Source organism: Effusibacillus consociatus, from assembly GCF_042652925.1.
In the GTDB taxonomy this organism is placed as follows: domain Bacteria; phylum Bacillota; class Bacilli; order Tumebacillales; family Effusibacillaceae; genus Effusibacillus; species Effusibacillus consociatus.
In genome coordinates this window covers 153,210-172,025 of sequence record NZ_JBHSHC010000014.1, presented here as the reverse complement: position 1 = coordinate 172,025, position 18,816 = coordinate 153,210, and the positions used below count along the sequence as shown (strand labels likewise).

The window sequence follows — 18,816 nt, the reverse complement described above, 5'->3', positions numbered from 1 at the left end:
CCACTATGCTTGCTTACCTGAATTCGCGAATCGCGTCGATCCATCGGATGGCGGTATGAACCTCCAATTTCTTCCCATCGGTGATGACTGTGATTGCCCCCTGTTGATCCGTTCGAAACACCTTTGAACCGATTCGTTCCAACCTTTTCAGCAGTTCCTTGTGGGGATGATGGTACATATTTCTTTTGCCCGCCGATATGACGGCATAGTGCGGACGAACCCGTTCCAAAAAAGCATCCGTAGTGGAATGCTGACTGCCATGATGGGCAACCTTCAGCACGTCCACAGGTCGAACATAAGGCAGCAGATCCGGCTCCACTTCCCCCTCAACATCTCCTGTGAGCAGAAATGACCTTTCTCCGTAATTCAACTCAAAAACAACCGAATTTGCATTGGTATCACTCCGTGTTCCCGTTCGGATTTGACCGGGATGAAGAAACCTCCATTTCACCCCCGGTTCTACATCCCAGCCAATTCCCGCCTTCGATTCATAAATCGGAATTCCCTTCTCCCGCGCTTTTCGGAGTAACTTTTGAAACACTGGGCTGGGATCGTCATAACCGGATACGATCAGATTGCGAACAGCAATCCGATCCATAATCGTTAACAATCCCAGAACATGATCTTCATCAGCATGTGTGGCAACCATGAAATCGATCGTTCGTACTCCTCTGTGCCTCAAGAATGGAACTACAATTTTTTCTCCCGTGTCAAAATCGGATCCCAGATAAGACGGAACCCCGCCTCCATCCACCAGAATTGTGTTCCCGCCAGGTGTCTCGATCAGTGCGCTATCCCCCTGACCAACATCAAGAAACGTCACGCGCAATACAGGTGTGGGCCAAAGCCAAGCTACAAATAGGGTTACCGATATCATGGCGATCAAGCCAACAACCAAACGGCGAAAACTGCTGCTTAAAAATGGCTTGATCCGGAGGAAGATACTCCACACTTGCTGCCGATACAGGGCCAACAAAAGGCAACCATACATCATCCACACACCCCACGCGGGAGGGCTGGGAATTGTCCAGGTCCAATTCGCGGTTGTATCAGCCAGCCAGACGATCGGTTTGATGAGGAGCCATAGTAACATGCGATAAAACCCAACAAAAGGAAGTGCTGCCCATGGGTGAATTGAGCCCGCAATCAGCAATCCAAACCCAATCGTCACAAGCAGAAAGGTCAACGGCATGATGTACAGATTCGCAAGCAACGCAAACGGGGAAAATTGGTTGAAATGATAGATCAGGATCGGAAGCGACGACAGTTGTGCGGCAAGAGTGACAGCAATGGCGGAGCCCAGCCACAAGGGTCCTTGTAGAAAGGGCATTAAGCGGGGAGTGATTAAAAACAAGCCCAACGTTGTGATAAAGGAAAGCAGGAACCCGATGTCGGATATAATGCCCGGATTCCAAAGCGAAGACAGCAGAGCAGCAATTGCAACCGTGGTAAGAACATCAACCTGTCTGGCGAGAGAGACTCCTATGATAATGAGCGTTGCCATTAATGAGGCACGGACAACGGACGGCCCTGCTCCCGAAAGCATAGTGTAGATCAATATGGTGCTGATGACCGAGATGTTCGCAAATCTTTTGGGCATCCGAAGTTGCTTGGTGAAGTAAAAAAGTGTGCCGGCAATCAAGCCGACATTCATCCCGGAAGCGGCCAGAATATGGGTGACATTCAGCATTTCAAAAGCGGACTCCCATTGCTCGGGCAAGTCAGATGCAAACCCCATAACCAGTCCGCCTGCCAACTCCGCTTCCCCCTTTGGAAACAGCTTGTAAAGAACATCCCACGTATGTTCACGGAGGGGGGCGATTGTAAGTCCGTACAAAGTGGTATCCGTTCCAATCTTTTGAATCTGATCGGGGTTTCGTACCGATAATCGAGCGTGGATCCCCTGCCGTTCCAAGTACTGTTGATCATCATATCCGCCAGGATTCCGTTGAGGGGAGGGTTCCGCCAATCTGCCCCTTACTTCGAGCCGGTCACCGTAGGAAGCTGCAAGCCCATTTTTACGGGAGTCGGTTATTCGGATTCGGTCGCGAAGCAGGATCTGTTGACCGGATTCGGGAGTTAAGGTTTCGACGCGAATTGTATACTGCCACTTTCCATTCAAAAAAACAGGTGTGTCTTCGACAATACCCGTTACTCTGATGTCTCGTTCGTAGCAGTCAGAAAGTTTGTTGGGATGAAAGGCAAGGTAAGAGTGGCTGTAGAGGAATCCAGCGGAAACAAAGAGAAAAGCAAGCAGAAAGATTGGAAAGGGGCGGCGGCGCTTCCAGGAAACAAACGACAATGCCCCAACCAGGAGTAGGATCAGCAGGGTCATTCCAACCAACAGCGGAGGAGGCACGACCGGGGCAAAACCGGCGAGAACAATGCCCGCCACTAAGCAAATCACAATATGAAAGAGGATTCGACGCAAGGGGATCTTTCCTTTCGAAGATTGAGTGATGCGGGGTCCTAATACACAACTAATTGATCTTTAATGGCAGCAAGCAGTTTCGGACCGAAACCTTTTACTTTCAGAAGATCATCCACCGATTGAAAGGGGCCGTTTTGTTCGCGGTACTGGACGATTGCCTGGGCTCGGGTAGAACCGATTCCGTTGACTGCGTCCAGTTGTTGCACTGTGGCGGTATTGATGTTCAGTTTTCCTTCCGGGGAGAGAGCTGTTTTTACAGTGTTCGCTCCCGATTGGGAGTCCCCTTTAACAGGTACGACTACAAGTCCGCCGTCCACAAGTTTCTGTGCGAGATTCAGCGCTTCCAGGTCCGCTTTTTCGTTGGCTCCTCCGGCAACTTGGATCGCATCGGCGATTCGGGAACCTGACGGCAGTGAATAAACGCCTGGGGAATGAACGGCACCCTTCACGTCAACCTTTACTTCTCCCGCCGGTTTTAATCCCGTTGTTTCTTGTTTGCCGCTGGCGGCACCATTCACCTGGCCCTGTTCTTCCGCCTTCGGCAACGGTATTTGGGAAGCCAAACTTGGCCGTCCGTACATATAGACCCCTGAGACAAGCAAAATCACAACCAAAAAACCAACCACAAGAACTTGTTCACGTCTGGTTAAACGCAACATGGAATCACCTCTTCTGCTTCCCCCCAATTTTTTATTTCGCTAGAAAGTGAATGAACCCTTCTTAAGGGAATTAAAATTTTGGAAAATTTTCTTCAATGGCCCGTGTTTGCAAGATAGGGAAGTTCCATAGTACAATAGCGTAGAAGAGGATTTGAAAGTGAGGAAGCGAAATGCTCACACCCAGCATGGAAGACTACTTGGAAAAAATCTACGAACTGATGAAAGAAAAAGGTTATGCTCGCGTATCCGACATCGCTTCGTCACTTGCTGTGCAGCCTTCCTCCGTTACGAAGATGATTCAGAAGCTTGACGAACAAAACTACGTTACGTATGAAAAATATCGCGGCATCATTCTCACCCCACGCGGTGAGCAATTGGGTCGTTTAATGAAACAACGTCATAAGATGCTGGAAGGATTCCTTCGTATGCTTGGTGTCAGTGAGGCAACGATTGAGAAGGACGTGGAGGGAATTGAACACCATGTAAGTCCAAGCACAATGGAAAGTCTGAAAAGCTTGGTCTTGTTCTTCGAGGACTACCCGGAATGTTTGGAGGAATACCGCCAATTCCGAAAAAAGCTTCGGGACCTGGCAGCATCGGACGGCGAATCCAAGTAAAAAGCAGCCTCCAAGCGGGGCTTTTTTGTTTTGCACATCAGGAGAGGAGTGACTTCTTTGTCTCACAAAATTCGCGTTGGCGTCGTGTTCGGCGGTCGTTCGGGTGAACACGAAGTTTCCATTCATTCAGCCCGGTCAGTAATTGAAAAGTTAAACCCCGAGAAATATGAGATTCTCCCGATCGGGATTACAAAAGAAGGAATTTGGCACGTCGGACTCGAGTCGTATAAGGCACTTGACACCGAAATTCCTCCGAAGCTGCTTGCACAAGATACAACTTTAACATCCACCCTCCCGCTTTCTCAAGATCCCAGTCCCACCTTACCGGTTTCAATAAGCGAAACGCTTGATGTAGTCATCCCCGTATTGCATGGACCTTACGGTGAAGACGGAACAGTTCAGGGGCTGTTCGAGCTTCTGAATGTTCCTTATGTTGGGGCGGGTGTTCTGGCATCCTCGGTTGGAATGGATAAAGCGATGATGAAGGCAGTATTTGCACACGCAGAACTTCCGCAGTGCAAGTACGGTGTTTATCTGCGAAGCAGGTGGGAAAAAGATCCCAATCCAATTGTCGAAGACATTGAGGAAAAATTGGGCTATCCCTGTTTTGTGAAACCTGCGAACCTGGGATCGTCGGTTGGCATTTCAAAAGCGAAAAATCGGGAAAGTCTGGTGCAAGCCATGAATGAAGCTGCCCGCTACGACCGTAAAATTATAGTCGAGGAAGGCGTGGATGCACGAGAAATCGAAGTGGCGGTCCTTGGAAATGACGAGCCGCGTGCCTCAATTGCCGGAGAGATCGTGCCCAAGGCTGATTTTTACGATTACAACGCGAAGTATGTTGACGGTACGTCGGATCTGATCATCCCAGCCGATCTGCCGGAAGATAAAATGGCAGAAGTTCGGGAAATGGCCATTCGTGCCTACCGGGCGATCGACGGAGCCGGTTTGTCACGAGTTGACTTCTTCCAGGAACGGAAAACCGGCCGTTTCCTGATTAACGAGATCAACACGTTCCCTGGTTTCACAATCTATTCCATGTACCCAAAGCTGTGGGAAGCAACCGGTCTCGGTTACAGTGAGCTGTTGGATGAACTGATCCGGTTGGCAATTGAACGTCATCAGGATAAGAATCGCAAGTAGGCTGACTCGAATCATGCTCGAACAGCCTTCGACGGGGTTGTAACAGAATGTTCGAAATAGGGAGGATATCAAATGTTTAGGACAACTATACAGCCGCGAGTATCTGAAACCGATGGTGTAGGTCATATTAACAATACAACGGTTCCAGTCTGGTTTGAAGCAGGACGGAATGAAATTTTTAAAATGTTTATGCCTGATCTGTCGTTCGATAATTGGAAAATGATTATTGTGAATATGAATATCGACTATATTGGTCAACTTTTTTACGGCAAAGAAGTAGAGGTATTGACTTGGATAAAACAAATAGGAAACACAAGTTTGGTATTGTACGAAGAATTGCATCAGGACAATCGATTGTGTGCAAAAGGTACCGCGACCTATGTAAACTTTAATCACACAACCCAAAAACCGGAGTTTATACCACAGCACATTCGTGAACAGCTTGAGGCCCATTTGTTTTAAAATCGAGCCCCTTCATTCATAATCGGTTACATCAATTATGGTGCTGTGTCGGCGTTCCACATACCGTTTGTAATTCTTGCGTATCAAAGAAAAAGTTCCGATTAACACAGCAAGATCGTCCGTATACCCAAATACAGTCAACAGTCCCTCCGGAATCAAATCGATCGGAGAAATGAAATAGAGGATGCCTGCCACCATGAGAAATTTATCCCGCCGTGGTGTCTGCTTGTCCCGCATCATGCCTAGCAAGTTGGTTCCCACACGGTTGAAGAAGCCTTTTTTTTGTTCCATGCATTCTCCCTCCTTGTCCGGTGTACTGTCATGATACCACAAAATCCAAAAAGGCGGCCGGTATCCGGTCGCCTTACAAGGAGTCTTTCGTAATGGCTAAAACTTCCCTTACCACCCAGTAAGGTTCAAAAAGTGCCTGACTTTTGGCAGCATACCCGCTAGTGTTCATGTTCAGCTGTTTGGCTAGGAGTTGGGCCCTTTTTTGATGAAAGCGGTTTGTTACAAGAATGGCTGTTTTCATTCCCTCCCGCTCCATGATTTGCTTCGAAAACAGCAGATTCGTGCGAGTGGAATGGGATTGCTCCTCCAGAATCATTACATCATGGGGGATTCCCTTCCCTGCCAGATATCTTCGCATCGCTTCCGCCTCGGAGATATATCCGTCACCATGCGCTCCGGATAGGATCAGTTTCGGGGCGTATCCCTGCCGGTACAACTCATATGCCCAGTTACATCTCTCTTTTAGGGATGGGCTTGGCTCATATCCCCATACCTGTGCCCCCAGGACAATGATGACATCTGATTTGTGCGGCTGAATCGCATTACCGAATCGCACAATGGAAATATATTGCCAACCCCCATACAATCCTCCCACCAGTAGACATACCGCTATACCTTTGTTAAATCGTGATGCCCATTTTCGAAACTGCAACCTCTTCACCTCAATTTATTAGACGGTGAATGGCGGATATGGTTACACGGGACCTTTCATCAATTTTTCCGATTTACTTGATCGAAACAATTCACTTCATCGATCGTGCTCTCTATGTTAGAATTGGAAAAATGCGGAAGATGGGAGATTTTGACGGTGACAGGAACAGCTGTCAGTCTGCTGGCTGCTTTTAATATTGTGGGGACTCTGCTGTCGGGGCAAATTGCGGATCATTGGAACAATCGATATTTTCTTGCTTTTTTATATGCGGGGAGAGCAGTTTCAATCATCCTCCTGATGATGTCAGACGAGCCTTATTTGCTTCTGATCTTCGCCGTATTGTTCGGCTTGGTGGATTTCGCTACAGTGGCTCCCACGTCCATGTTGGCGTCAGAGTATTTCAAACGTTTTTCTGTCGGCGTCGTATTAGGATGGCTGTATTTCAGCCACCAAGTAGGATCGGCATTGGGGGCCTATGTGCCAGGTGTATTGTATGATCTGACCGGAGGATACCCATTTTCCTTTATTTGGGCCATTGTATTGTTGACGGGGGCATCTATAGTATCCCTGTTGCTTCCGGCTGCATCCAAAGAAATTCTTACAACCCCCAGGGAAGCAGCTATGAGCAAGTAAACAGAACAGAGAGGAAGCTGATGTAAGCCTCCCCTTTTCCGTTTGCTACATTTGTTTGATCATCTCCAACTGCTGCAAAACCTCGTCATAGTGTCCCCGCTGTTGTGCCTTAAATTCCAAATTTTGAAAGCGGATCTTGCCTGCTTTATCGATTACGAAAACAGTCCGTTTCGCTACCTCCATCTTCTCGTCCCGAATCCCGTAAGCCTCAGCTGTGCTCTGGTGCCAGTCGGAAAGAAGAGGATACGGCAGCATTCCAAGAGACGCATTGAATACATTCAGCGCGTAAATATGGTCGGCACTTATTGCCAAAACTTCGGCCCCAGCCTCTTCGATTCGTTTGTAATCCCCCTTCCAGAGGGTCAACTCCTGAATTCAGCCGGGTGTAAACGAGAGAGGGAAAAACGCAAGCAGCACGTTTTGTTTGCCTCGGTAATCAGACAATTTTACTTTGTACTGGTGTTTGGTCGAAGACAGTTCAAAATCGGGCGCCTCTTGTCCGACGCTTGGTGTCATAGCCCCACCCCCTTCCGCAATTTTGCATTCTAGTTTAACCAGAAATCGGGTTATTTCATCCAGCCAGTTCCGGCCGCACGCCGAAGCAAGATCCGGATTGCGAACATTGAGTATCTTTATTCCCCGCGGAAATTCGGTTTCCGCTTCTCCAAAAATGCTTGAATGCCTTCCCTTACATCATTGGTTCCGAAACAGAATTTGATAGATGAAAACTCTTGTTTTAATAAGGTTGCCAGATCGGTTTCCAGGCTTTCCGTGAGAAGCCGTTTTGAAAGTGTCAGCGCAATTGGAGGGCCGCTCGCCAATTCTCTGGCAAATTCCATTACGCGCTCATTGAACTCTTCATCAGAGAAGACTCCGTTTATTAGTCCGATTCGTTCGGCTTCGTCAGCCAATACCTCGCGGCCGGTGAAGATCATTTCTGCAGCCCTTGTTTGCCCGACCAATCGGGGCAAAAAGTAGCTCATTCCCGCGTCAGGACTTAACCCGCGTCGGATGTAACCGGTAGTTACACGTGCGCTCGAAGACATAAAGCGCATATCGCATGCAAGTGCAAGTGCAAATCCCGCCCCCGCAGCAACACCGTTTATAGCAGCAATCACGGGTTTATCGCAATGAACGATACCCAGCGCTTGACGCCCTACCCACCCGAGATCATCCAACCGTTCTTGCCGATTGACACCGGACAACTTCTTCATATCCAGATCTGCCAAGTCAAGCCCTGCGCAAAAAGCACGCCCTTTTCCTGTAATGACTACAACGCGAACTTCATCGTCCGACGATGCCTCTGCCAAAGCCCGTTCTATCTTAGAACTGAGATCATCATTGATTGCATTCATGCGCTCGGGACGATTTAACGTCAACGTCCGTACTCCATTGTGTGTATCGATGACAAGTTGTTCCATATCGAATCCTCCTTCAGGTACTCACCTACCAAACGTTCGGTATGTGTACTATTATTACATAAAATCTTCGCGTCCACAGCTAGTTTTTTAAAGCATTCCCGTTTCATTACCAGTGAATCTCATAAAAAAAGGCCCGACCTCGATCAAGGTCGGATCCGTATTATGCTATGCCACTACAATGTTCACCAGTTTGCCCGGAACCACGATGAACTTCTTAATATCGTTGCCTTCAACCAGTTCTTTTACTTTCTCCTGTGCCAACGCAAGTACCTTGATTTCATCCCGGGTGGCGTCTTTGGAGACGATGATGCGGTCCCGAACTTTTCCGTTGACTTGAACCACATATTCGATCTCATCCTGCACCAGGGCAGCCGGGTCAAACGTTGGCCATTTTTGCAGATGAATACTCTCTTGATTTCCGAGTATTTGCCACAGCTCTTCCGTAATATGCGGTGCTATCGGAGACAGCAGCAGCAGAACCGTTTCAATCGCATCCAATTTGGTGCCTGCATCCGCATCTTCCGGATACGCATAGATCGAATTCACCAGTTCCATGATCGCAGAGATGGCTGTGTTGAACTGGAAGCGATCCCCGTAATCTTCGGTGACTTTCTTGATTGCAAAGTGGGTTTGCTGCCAAAGCTTCTTGGCCGCCCCCTGCGAATGGTTGGCAGCCGGACGGTTCGCGAACATCTCAGAGTGGGCCTCTGCAAGACGCCATACCCGTCCAAGGAAGCGGTAAGCTCCTTCTACCCCCTGATCGCTCCATTCCAAATCCCGATCGGGCGGCGCGGCAAACAGCACATAGGTGCGAGCTGTATCCGCGCCGTATTTGCTGACGATATCCTCAGGCGACACCACATTCCCTTTTGACTTTGACATCTTGGCTCCGTCTTTCGTCACCATTCCCAAGGTAAACAGACTTTCGAACGGTTCCTCAAAGTTTACAAGCCCGGCATCATGCAAGACTTTGGTAAAGAAACGGGAATAGAGCAGGTGCAGCACCGCGTGCTCAATTCCGCCGATATACTTGTCAACGGGCAGCCAGCGATTCACTGTCTCCGTATCAAACGGTGCCGTTTCGAGTTTAGCGGAGGCGTACCGAATGTAATACCAGGAAGAATCGATAAATGTATCCATAGTGTCGGTTTCCCGGACTGCTTCCCCGCCGCAGGACGGACACGTTGTATTAACAAAAGATTCATTGGTTGCAAGAGGCGATTTGCCCACTGCCTCGAATTCAACTTTCTCCGGCAATAACACCGGAAGTTGATCCTTCGGAACAGGAACGGTTCCGCACTGTTCACAGTAAACGATCGGAATCGGACAACCCCAATAGCGCTGACGGGAGATCAGCCAGTCACGCAGACGGTAGGAAACGGTACGTTCCCCTTTTCTTTCTTGTTCCAAATCGGCCGAAATCTTCTCGATCGCATCCAAATTCTGAAGTCCGTTAAATTGAGCGGAATCAACCAGCACACCTTCCCCGGTGTAAGCTGCCTTCAACGGCACTTCCAACTGCTCGTCCGCAGGTTGAATGACAACTTTGATCGGCAGATCATACTTTTTCGCAAATTCAAAATCCCGCTCGTCGTGTGCTGGCACACCCATCACGGCGCCAGTACCGTAGTCCGGCAGCACATAGTTGGCAATCCAGATCGGAACGCGATCACCCGTCTTCGGATGAATTGCGTACTCCCCTGTGAACAGGCCAATTTTTTCGGCGTCTGCGGCAGTACGTTCAATCTCGGATTTCTTGCGAACCTCTTCAATAAATTGACGGATTTCATCCCTTTTCGGTGAATCGGCGGTAATCCGTGCAATCTCCGGATGTTCCGGTGCCAGAACAAGATAGGTTACCCCATACAAAGTATCGGGACGTGTGGTGAACACTTTCAGCGAACCTTCATGTCCGTCAATACCGAAGATGACCTCAGTCCCCGTCGATTTTCCAATCCAATTGCGCTGCATTGTTTTTACCCGCTCAGGCCATTCCGAGAGTTTATCAAGATCGGTCAACAAGCGTTCTGCGTAATCGGTAATTCGCAGGTACCATTGCTCCAGATCCTTCTTCACCACTTCGGTGCCGCAGCGCCAGCATTTTCCTTCTTCCACCTGCTCGTTCGCCAGTACGGTGGAACATTCGGGGCACCAGTTGACCGCCCCTTTTTTCTTATAAGCCAAGCCTCTTTCATAGAACAACAGGAACAGCCATTGTGTCCACTTGTAATAATCGGGAGAGCATGTTGTAATCTCTCTGTTCCAATCATACGTGAGGCCAAATTCTTTCTGCTGATTGCGCATGAATGCAATATTGTCGTACGTCCAAGAAGCCGGGTGGCTTTTATTCTTGATCGCCGCATTTTCAGCAGGCATCCCGAATGCATCCCAACCCATAGGATGCAGCACGTTGTATCCCTGCATCCGTTTAAAACGGGCCACCAAATCTCCGATCGAATAATTCCGTACGTGGCCCATATGGAGACGTCCCGAAGGATAAGGGAACATCTCCAAACAATAATAGTTGGGTCTGTCGCTCGACTCCACTGTAGTATGGAGTCCGGTGTTTTCCCAATGCTGTTGCCATTTTTTTTCAATGTTTGCGGGTTCGTATTTCCGTTCACTCATTCACATTACCCCCATAAGTACCCCAAAAAAGATTGATGAAAAAATTAAAAACCTCCCACCCCAAAGCTTTATGCTAGGGACGAGAGGTTGGAAAAACAATTTCAGCTTCCCGCGGTACCACCCTAATAGACAGAACAGCTTATTCGGCATTATCTGTCCACTCGATGTCCGGTAACGGGGACTACTCGGTTGGCAGGTACTTGCTTCCCTGCAACTGCTCAGAGGCGAGATTCTTCGACTGTTCCTGCCAACTCCCACCTTCCGTTGGCTCTCTGAAAGGATTGGATCGAATACTACTCCTCTTCGGCGCATTTTGTCGAATTCGTATGTTTGATTGTTAGTATACGCAGACGGGATTGCTTTTGTCAACCCAATGTGCAATGGAGTAATCGATTCGATTGAATTGTGCTAGTTATGTCCGACCATTGGCAGTTTTCCGCTTATCCCATTTTTCGAATCTGAAACGTTGAGCTTAGAAGAGTCCAATTTTGCGGGAATGGATGCCCAAGCATCCAGTAACTGATTCCCCGCAGCCCCATTTCCTCCACTACATGGAATTTCGCCAACACCGAGCGAGCGTCTTCGAACCATACTTGCCGCGCTTCGTCTCGGGGACCACGGTAGGAATACATGGGTGCAGCAGACTCCGCGTGAAAATGGATATGTCCTTTTGTCCGGATTGCCTGTTCAACAGCCGCTTTGGGCGAAATTCCCGTGGCCCGGCTGCCTTTCTCGTAAGGAGTAGGCCAATTATACCCATACAAGGCCATTCCCATCATAATTTTGTCCGGCGGCATCACTGTACTCGCGTAATTCAATACTCTTCTAACCATATTCAAAGGTGCAATTGCCATAGGGGGACCTCCCACCCATCCCCATTCAAACGTCATGAGGATAACCTGATCGGCCAGCTTCCCCAGTTCTCGGTAATCAAAAGCCCCCATCCACGGGTTTTTGGGATCATCGGACATTTTGGGGCCAATCGTAACAGCAACAGGAATTCCCCGGGGGCGCCCGGCCTTCACTAATGCCCGAATGAAAGCATTATAATCAAACCGATCCTCAGGGTATAAATGTTCAAAATCGATATTTACCCCATGATACCCTTTCGCTTCCACGAGATTCAGGATGTTTTCAATTGTCTTCTTTCGAATTTCAGGATGGCCGATCACAGTTCGAGCGAGCTCCGAACTAAAGCGAGTCCCATCGAAATTCGTTACAGTAACCAGAGGTGCAATATTTTCTTCCTTTGCTCTCTGCAGAGCTCTTTGATCGGGAATTTCCGACAGTGTGCCGTCAGCATGAACCCGGGAATTAAACACTGAAACATATGTTAAACAATCAGAAGTGTCAGCTAGAATTTCCTCATCTGCTTCGTTCCCTGTCGGAATCAGAAATCCGTTTACATCAATCACTTTGTCCGATCGAACGGGTGAGGGGATCCAAATTGTCTCCCCTGCTACCAAGTTCTGCTCATCAAACGTGTCATTGACCGCCTGGATAATGCGAGGCGGAGTACCTACAAGCCTGGCAATCGAATTTAAACTGTCACCTTCCTGAATTCTGTAGGGCCGCAGAGTAGTTGGGGGGCCTGCCGGAATCAGCAAACTCATGCCCGGAATGAGTCCTTCCCCCTCCAATTCGTTCGCAGCCCTGATCCTCTCTACCGTCCCCCCATAGAGTTTTGCGATGGAAAAAAGGGATTCACCTGACTTCACCACGTGGACAAACATTGGCCTCCTCCTTCCATAGCACAGTCAGACTACCATACTATATTCAGAGGACAAGTTTACATAAGACAAATTTCATCATTCGATCTGAATTTTTAAACGCTTTGTCCAGCGGGGAGCCCACCAGTTCCAATCCCCCAACAACTTCATCAACGAGGGTACCAGCAAAAGCCGGATCAGGGTTGCATCCACTAATACAGCCACTGCAAGTCCGAGGCCAACCTGTTTCACCGTTACTACATCCGTAAAAATGAAGGAGCCGGTAAGCATAATGAGGATCAATGCGGCAGACGTAATAAGGCGGCTTGTGACAGCCAACCCTTTGGCCGTCGCTTCCGAGTTATCCCCTAACCGCTTGTACTCTTCCTGAATGCGGGAAAGCATGAAAACTTCATAATCCATGCTGGTTCCAAACACGAATGCAAAAACAAACACGGGAAGGATCGTACTGATCGTATCAAATGCGGCCGCCAACACCCCGAAAGCAGCCACAAGGCTAAGCGAATTCAAAAGCAGCGCTTTGAATGGAAGAATTACCGATTGGAAAGCCAAAAACAACAGTATATAAGTGACTGCAAACGTATAAATCAACGCATGGGGCACTTTCTCCAGAATCTTTTCGTTAAAATCCATTTCGGCTGCTGCAGCCCCTCCGACCCAGGTATCAAAATCGGTTGGTCTCGAACTGCGCAACATTTTTACAACCTGCTTGGCCTCAGCACTATCCCCCGGCACATCCAGCGTCAGCACCAGTTGACCAACATCCCCTTTCACGAATCGGTCACGAACCTGCCGAACCTGTTCAGAAGGGGGATGCTGAAGCAATTGAAGAGGAAGGTTTAACGAAAGCACACTGTCAATTTTTTTGACGTGTGACAGCTTTCCGATTGCTTGCACGTAGTTCCGCAGACGGTCAAAAGTTTGTGCTTCAAGCATTTCCCCGTTTTTACTTTTCAGCGTTACCACCACAGGTGTAAACTTCTCTTTGCCAAAATGATCGTATAAAGTCTCCATAGCGGATCGTGACGAATATGTTTTGGGCAAACCTTCAATTCCGGGGATTCCAAATGTTAAGTTCCGAACCGGTAAGATCATTGCCGTTATGACCAACACCCCAAACAGGATATTCAAGGCGGGCCGCTGCATTACATGTCTTGCAAACGAATACCAGCCCGTAGAATTCGGGTTCCGACCCCGTAAGATCCTTCCCCGGTTAACGCTCGTCCCTAAGATTCCCAATACGGCTGGCAGCAAAGTCAAGGAGGCAACCATTGTCATGCTGACAACCAGCATTCCTCCCAGCATAACCGACCGGGTGACCATCATATCCCAAAACATCATGCTCGAGATGCCGATCACCACCGTCACACCGGAAAAAAACACCGCACGCCCCGAGGTTCCGGTGGCAGCAGCGACCGCTTCACGCACTGAACGTGCCTGAAGTTCCTCCCGATATCTTGATACGAACAACAACGCGTAATCGACACCAACCGCGATCCCTAACATCGTCGGGACATTCAGGACGAACACGGATAAAGGCTGAAACTGACCGATGCCGTATAAAATCGCAAGCGTTACCCCTGCGCTCATGACCCCAACCAGCAAAGGCAAACCCGCCGCTATCCACGTCCCAAAAGCGAGAACCAGAACAACCAACGTGATGGGTAAGCCGATCGCTTCCGCCTTCTTCAAATCATTCTGACTTGCCCGATTTACATCATCATAGAAGGCCGCATCCCCTGCGAGCGTGGTTTTGAGCAGGTCGCTGCGGATACGGCGTTCCAGATCCGGAAGTACGGCACGTGCATCGTCTTCATTTAGGTCTAAACCCACAGTCAAATAAGCGAGCTTCCTATCCCTCGAAAATTGGCTCTCCGACGGTTCCGAAACTCGAATGACATGAGGGGCTTTTTGCAGATTGCCGCTCATCTTGTGAATCTCTTCACGAGCCTGCCTGTTCAAGAGTGTCTGGCCTTCCGGCGCTTCAATCAACACAAGCAGTTGGGCCAGCGGAGCCCCTAATCTGTCCCGCAGGATGTTGCGTCCAATTGACGCTTCCATATCTTCGGCAATAAACCCGCTTCCTTTAAGTACACTCGGCAGCCGCCACGCGAATATCCCGCTGATGATCGCTATACCAATCCACAGGAGCAAAACCGTTTTTCTATGATCATAAACCCAGTATCCGAGCTGTTTAAATCGGTTCATAGATCCCTCCTTGTATCCGTCAAAACCCCCTTTTAATATGCTCATGTTCGGTACGAGTTACCACTGATGGTTTTACGTCATCTTGTTCCTTAACGAAAGACTTCTCCGCCTCTTTTATATTCCACATCCCCGACTCCGTCTCTAACATTCGCTGCTCTTGCAATCGCGAAGAAGAAATCGGAAAGCCGGTTCAAATATCGCCGGACTTCCTCATTAATAGGTTCATGTTCTGCAAGAGTCACTACTCTCCGTTCAGCCCGGCGGGACACTGTACGACAGATGTGAAGAGCGGCCGACACCGGACTTCCTCCCGGCAGGATAAAGCGCTTGATTGGCGGACATTCCGCATCGTAGCGGTCAATCCATTGTTCCAGACGGGTCACCATGTCCGCAGTGATTTTATAGCTGAGCTGCATCCCGTCCGGAGCTTTCACCAAAGCGAGATCGCCGCCTGCATCAAACAACTCGTGCTGGATTTCCGTCAAATCCGCAATCATTTCTTTATGTTTCGCCGGATCCATCAAGACAATTGCCTGACCTACCAACGAATTCAATTCATCAACCGTTCCGTATGCCTCTACGCGAACGGAATCCTTTCTTACACGACCGCCGATGACGCCCGTCATACCTTTATCTCCTGTGCGGGTATATATTTTCATCCGCAGATTCCCCCTTGGCATCGACTAATTATAATTCCACTCACATTTATATTCTTGCATGATCGAGAAAAGCAGTTCAACGTTGATGGCTCTTTCCACCGTATCCGCCCACTGATCAAACGCTTCTTGGCGTCGTCGATGGTTTGAGGTTGTCGCACCGATTGGAGCAAGGCCTTTTTTCATCCGGATTGTGTCGAGGAACGTTCGCCTATACAGATCATTGTGCAAAATCCCGTGCAGATAAGTCCCGATTACAGTGCCGTGCCCGTTGACTGCACCATCCTCTTTTTCACCACCCGCTGCCAGCAGTTGGGCAAAAGGCTGCATGTTTCCCCGTTCCGACTGCCCCATGTGAATCTCGTACCCTTCAATGGGTATTCCGGACAGTTCGGAAGCCTCGTCAGGCAGCTCCAACACCCGCCCCTTCACCTGAACGGTTGTTTTCGCCGAAAGATACCTGGTTCTTACATCCAACAATCCGAGACCCTCTACTTCCGGAATGTTGGACTCGACCAGATCCGGATCATACAGTTTGCTGCCGAGCATTTGATAACCGCCGCAGATTCCGAGAATTCGTGCTGTATCCGCCAGAGATTCGATGCGGGCTGCCAGTCCCTTTTTTTGCAACCACAATAAGTCTTCGATCGTGTTCTTGGTACCGGGCAAAATTATTAAATCCGGCTTCCCCAACTGATCAGGTGCAGATACGAAACGGATGGACACGTCCGGTTCATAACGGAGGGGATCGACATCCGTGAAGTTCGAGATATGCGGGAAACGGATAACCGCCACGTCCACCTCATTCACAGCAGCAGCCGAGGACAATTGATCAAGCACGACCGAGTCTTCGCTTTCAATATAAAGGTCCCGTTGGTAGGGCACCACCCCTAAAACAGGAATTCCGGTCCGCTGCTCAATCCAGGTCAGGCCTGATTCAAGAAGTCTGATATCTCCCCGAAACTTGTTAATAACAATCCCCTTCACCCGCGCGCGTTCCTGTGCATCGAGCAGTTCCAGTGTTCCGACAATGGAGGCAAACACACCGCCACGATCGATGTCCGCAACCAGTACTACGGGAGCATTCGCCACTTCCGCCACTTTCATATTGGCAATGTCACGTTCTTTCAAGTTGATCTCTGCCGGACTTCCCGCCCCTTCTATCACGATGACGTCATATTGATTGCGAAGCCGATCAAGAGATTCCTCAATCATACGCAATGCGGTCGGAATGTACTCCGTACGGTATTTGATGGCTGACATATCCCCAATCGGCACGCCTCTCACGACCACCTGCGCGGTCATGTCACCCTTGGGCTTCAAGAGAATCGGATTCATGTCAACTGTAGCCGGAACTCCGGCCGCCTCCGCTTGCACTCCCTGGGCCCGGCCAATCTCTTTTCCGTCTTGTGTGACATAGGAGTTCAGTGCCATGTTCTGTGACTTGAAGGGCGCCACCCGAAACCCTTTTCTTGCAAAAATTCGGCACAACGCAGTGCAGAGCAGGCTTTTCCCGACATCACTCGCAGTCCCTTGCACCATTACAGTCAAAGTCAATTAAAAATCCCCTTTCGCTTCATCTGCCTGCTTCGCGAATAGGGGGATGTCACTCATCTCCACTACCCCAAATCGCGAGGGCAATGACCGTAATGCAAAATAGGGGTCTGGCTATACAGTGGCGCGACCGCCCGGGAATTCCACCCGGTTCCCTAATTTGGTTCACTTATGATTCAGTTTACCTGATGAGGCGAATTCTGCCAACAGAAAACACAATCGACATTATTAGACAAAATATCCGATCGATTTAATTAGGTTTAAATGATAATCTATTTATTGGGGAAATAGGGGGATTTAAACAATGATTTATCTCAATTCAATTCAGCATGCGTATCAAAACTTACGCTTTGCATGGAATGAACACACTCATGCAGTATCCAGGCTTTCATCGGGGAAGAGAATTCAGACTGCCGCCGATGATCCTTCCGGGCTGGCTATTTCCGTGCGTTTTCACACGCAAATCCGAGGAAACCAACAGGCTCAGAGAAATATTTTGGATGCAGTTTCCCTAGCTCAAACGGCCGAAGCCGGACTCCAGAGCATTCAGGAGCAACTGCTGCGAATCAGGGAACTGCTGGTTCTTGTCCAAAACGGTACTCTTTCGGAGAATGATCGGCTCCATGCGCAGCAAGAAATCGATCAACTGATCGAATCGATCGATTCCATCGGTAAAGGAACCACCTTTAACGGGATCTCTTTGCTTTCTTCTTGGATTGAAGGGACTCCCGCGTCCCCTGGAACACCGGGAACTCCCCCCAGAACGGAAATCATTGTCAGACAATCGCCAACTTTCCAGACATCGTTCGATCTGAATCCAAATTCGGATCAATTCGTTGTACCCAATTACAACATACCGGTCAGGGCTGCGGACGGAAACTTCACCATTACCGCTGCTTTCACACCCATGTGGGGGAAAGGACCGGATAACGGTCCCGATTTGCATGTCATTTCCCCTATTGGAGAAAAGTTCGGTCTGAATGACGGAGGATATTTTAGCAACGGAAAAGCGGGCACCGTCAGCAGTGCCAGCGCTTCCTCCGTTACTTTTAATGGGGAGAAGAGCAACCCTGAAACCATGACATTTATCAGTCCCATAACCGGCGATTGGCAAGTGCGGCTGGTCAATCCGGAAAAAAAGAAGGCTTATCGCATCGAACTTACCATTGCTTATCAATATACGGAGACAGTTACGATTCCAGGCACACCCGGCACTCCTCCTGTCCCGGGAACTCCCGGATCAACCGGAAAAGTAACGATTCAAACCGGGTCAACTACAGGCGATGCGCTTCCTTTGGAGCTATCCTATGTTACAGCGGAAGCTCTAGGGATCCGGAACCTGATTGCAACCGATCCGAATGCGATCGGGAAGATTGACCAAGCAATGAATACGGTCAGTTCGGAACGGACCAAATACGGAATTTATCAGAATCGCCTACAGCACCGGTACGATGTTCTCGACACCCTCAATCTGAATCATGCAAGCTCCGTTTCCAGGATTGAGGATGCAGACATGGCAGCTGAAATGATCACTCTGGTTCGCGGCAAATTGCTTCATGATGTCGGAACAAAGGTACTCGTAAAAGAACTGGATACGTATCGGGACCGGATTGCTGCGCTGTTGACTTTCGCAAAAAATCCTATTGATTCAAATCAACTTTCATGATAATGTAATTGATGGAAATATGAATATACACCAATAATTTATACATAATTTTCGAAGAGGTGGTT

Annotated in this window: 15 protein-coding genes, 1 pseudogene, 1 riboswitch and 1 other annotated feature; of the genes and pseudogenes, 5 read left to right on the top strand and 11 right to left on the bottom strand. The window is 49.0% G+C overall.

The genetic code is table 11. The features are described from left to right. Window positions 1-13: 13 nt before the first annotated feature. The gene (locus ACFO8Q_RS02640; RefSeq protein ID WP_380024123.1) at window positions 14-2,431 is read right to left on the bottom strand and encodes a DNA internalization-related competence protein ComEC/Rec2; all 2,418 of its coding nucleotides are present in this window, start codon (window positions 2,429-2,431) and stop codon (window positions 14-16) included. A 38-nt stretch (window positions 2,432-2,469) separates the two neighbouring features. After that, window positions 2,470-3,090, bottom strand: coding sequence for a helix-hairpin-helix domain-containing protein (locus ACFO8Q_RS02635; protein WP_380024122.1), 621 nt, complete (start codon window positions 3,088-3,090; stop codon window positions 2,470-2,472). A gap of 170 nt (window positions 3,091-3,260) precedes the next feature. Between ACFO8Q_RS02635 and mntR the strand changes: the two genes are divergently transcribed. From mntR to ACFO8Q_RS02620, 3 genes are all read left to right on the top strand, one after another. Further along, the gene (mntR, locus tag ACFO8Q_RS02630; RefSeq protein ID WP_380024121.1) at window positions 3,261-3,707 is read left to right on the top strand and encodes a transcriptional regulator MntR; all 447 of its coding nucleotides are present in this window, start codon (window positions 3,261-3,263) and stop codon (window positions 3,705-3,707) included. Window positions 3,708-3,764: 57 nt separating this feature from the next. Continuing rightward, window positions 3,765-4,850 (top strand): D-alanine--D-alanine ligase, encoded by a 1,086-nt coding sequence (locus ACFO8Q_RS02625; protein WP_380024119.1) that lies wholly within the window; start codon window positions 3,765-3,767, stop codon window positions 4,848-4,850. Window positions 4,851-4,922: 72 nt separating this feature from the next. Continuing rightward, window positions 4,923-5,312: an acyl-CoA thioesterase gene (locus ACFO8Q_RS02620; RefSeq protein ID WP_380024118.1), complete on the top strand. Its 390-nt coding sequence runs from the start codon at window positions 4,923-4,925 to the stop codon at window positions 5,310-5,312. Window positions 5,313-5,324: 12 nt separating this feature from the next. On the opposite strand, the gene ACFO8Q_RS02615 is transcribed toward ACFO8Q_RS02620, so the two are convergent. Together ACFO8Q_RS02615 and ACFO8Q_RS02610 are read right to left on the bottom strand one after the other, a co-directional pair. Beyond that, on the bottom strand, window positions 5,325-5,603 hold the full coding sequence (locus tag ACFO8Q_RS02615) for a YkvA family protein (RefSeq protein ID WP_380024116.1): 279 nt from the start codon (window positions 5,601-5,603) through the stop codon (window positions 5,325-5,327). Between the two features lie 73 nt (window positions 5,604-5,676). Beyond that, window positions 5,677-6,189, bottom strand: coding sequence for a YdcF family protein (locus ACFO8Q_RS02610; protein WP_380024115.1), 513 nt, complete (start codon window positions 6,187-6,189; stop codon window positions 5,677-5,679). A gap of 222 nt (window positions 6,190-6,411) precedes the next feature. On the opposite strand from ACFO8Q_RS02610, the pseudogene ACFO8Q_RS02605 reads away from it, so the two are divergent. Beyond that, a pseudogene (locus ACFO8Q_RS02605) lies at window positions 6,412-6,888 on the top strand (MFS transporter); the annotation flags it as partial. A gap of 45 nt (window positions 6,889-6,933) precedes the next feature. Here the strand turns inward: ACFO8Q_RS02605 and ACFO8Q_RS02600 are convergent. From ACFO8Q_RS02600 to ACFO8Q_RS02570, 7 genes are all read right to left on the bottom strand, one after another. Next, window positions 6,934-7,404: a redoxin domain-containing protein gene (locus ACFO8Q_RS02600; RefSeq protein WP_380024114.1), complete on the bottom strand. Its 471-nt coding sequence runs from the start codon at window positions 7,402-7,404 to the stop codon at window positions 6,934-6,936. Window positions 7,405-7,520: 116 nt separating this feature from the next. Then, window positions 7,521-8,309 carry an enoyl-CoA hydratase/isomerase family protein gene (locus ACFO8Q_RS02595; RefSeq protein WP_380024113.1) on the bottom strand — a complete coding sequence of 263 codons (789 nt, stop codon included), beginning with the start codon at window positions 8,307-8,309 and terminating at the stop codon, window positions 7,521-7,523. Window positions 8,310-8,474: 165 nt separating this feature from the next. Continuing rightward, the gene (leuS, locus tag ACFO8Q_RS02590; RefSeq protein WP_380024112.1) at window positions 8,475-10,937 is read right to left on the bottom strand and encodes a leucine--tRNA ligase; all 2,463 of its coding nucleotides are present in this window, start codon (window positions 10,935-10,937) and stop codon (window positions 8,475-8,477) included. Between the two features lie 72 nt (window positions 10,938-11,009). After that, window positions 11,010-11,253 (bottom strand) — a binding site (T-box leader). Between the two features lie 124 nt (window positions 11,254-11,377). Continuing rightward, window positions 11,378-12,670 (bottom strand): glycoside hydrolase family 18 protein, encoded by a 1,293-nt coding sequence (locus tag ACFO8Q_RS02585; protein WP_380024110.1) that lies wholly within the window; start codon window positions 12,668-12,670, stop codon window positions 11,378-11,380. Between the two features lie 75 nt (window positions 12,671-12,745). After that, the gene (locus ACFO8Q_RS02580) at window positions 12,746-14,875 is read right to left on the bottom strand and encodes an MMPL family transporter (protein WP_380024108.1); all 2,130 of its coding nucleotides are present in this window, start codon (window positions 14,873-14,875) and stop codon (window positions 12,746-12,748) included. A gap of 89 nt (window positions 14,876-14,964) precedes the next feature. Beyond that, window positions 14,965-15,534 carry a cob(I)yrinic acid a,c-diamide adenosyltransferase gene (locus ACFO8Q_RS02575; protein WP_380024106.1) on the bottom strand — a complete coding sequence of 190 codons (570 nt, stop codon included), beginning with the start codon at window positions 15,532-15,534 and terminating at the stop codon, window positions 14,965-14,967. A 24-nt stretch (window positions 15,535-15,558) separates the two neighbouring features. Next, the gene (locus ACFO8Q_RS02570) at window positions 15,559-17,088 is read right to left on the bottom strand and encodes a cobyric acid synthase (RefSeq protein WP_380024104.1); all 1,530 of its coding nucleotides are present in this window, start codon (window positions 17,086-17,088) and stop codon (window positions 15,559-15,561) included. A gap of 92 nt (window positions 17,089-17,180) precedes the next feature. Next, a riboswitch (adenosylcobalamin-variant (AdoCbl-variant) riboswitch) is annotated at window positions 17,181-17,256 on the bottom strand. Window positions 17,257-17,389: 133 nt separating this feature from the next. Here ACFO8Q_RS02570 and ACFO8Q_RS02565 point away from each other — a divergent pair. Next, on the top strand, window positions 17,390-18,751 hold the full coding sequence (locus ACFO8Q_RS02565; RefSeq protein ID WP_380024102.1) for a flagellin N-terminal helical domain-containing protein: 1,362 nt from the start codon (window positions 17,390-17,392) through the stop codon (window positions 18,749-18,751). Window positions 18,752-18,816: the final 65 nt, after the last annotated feature.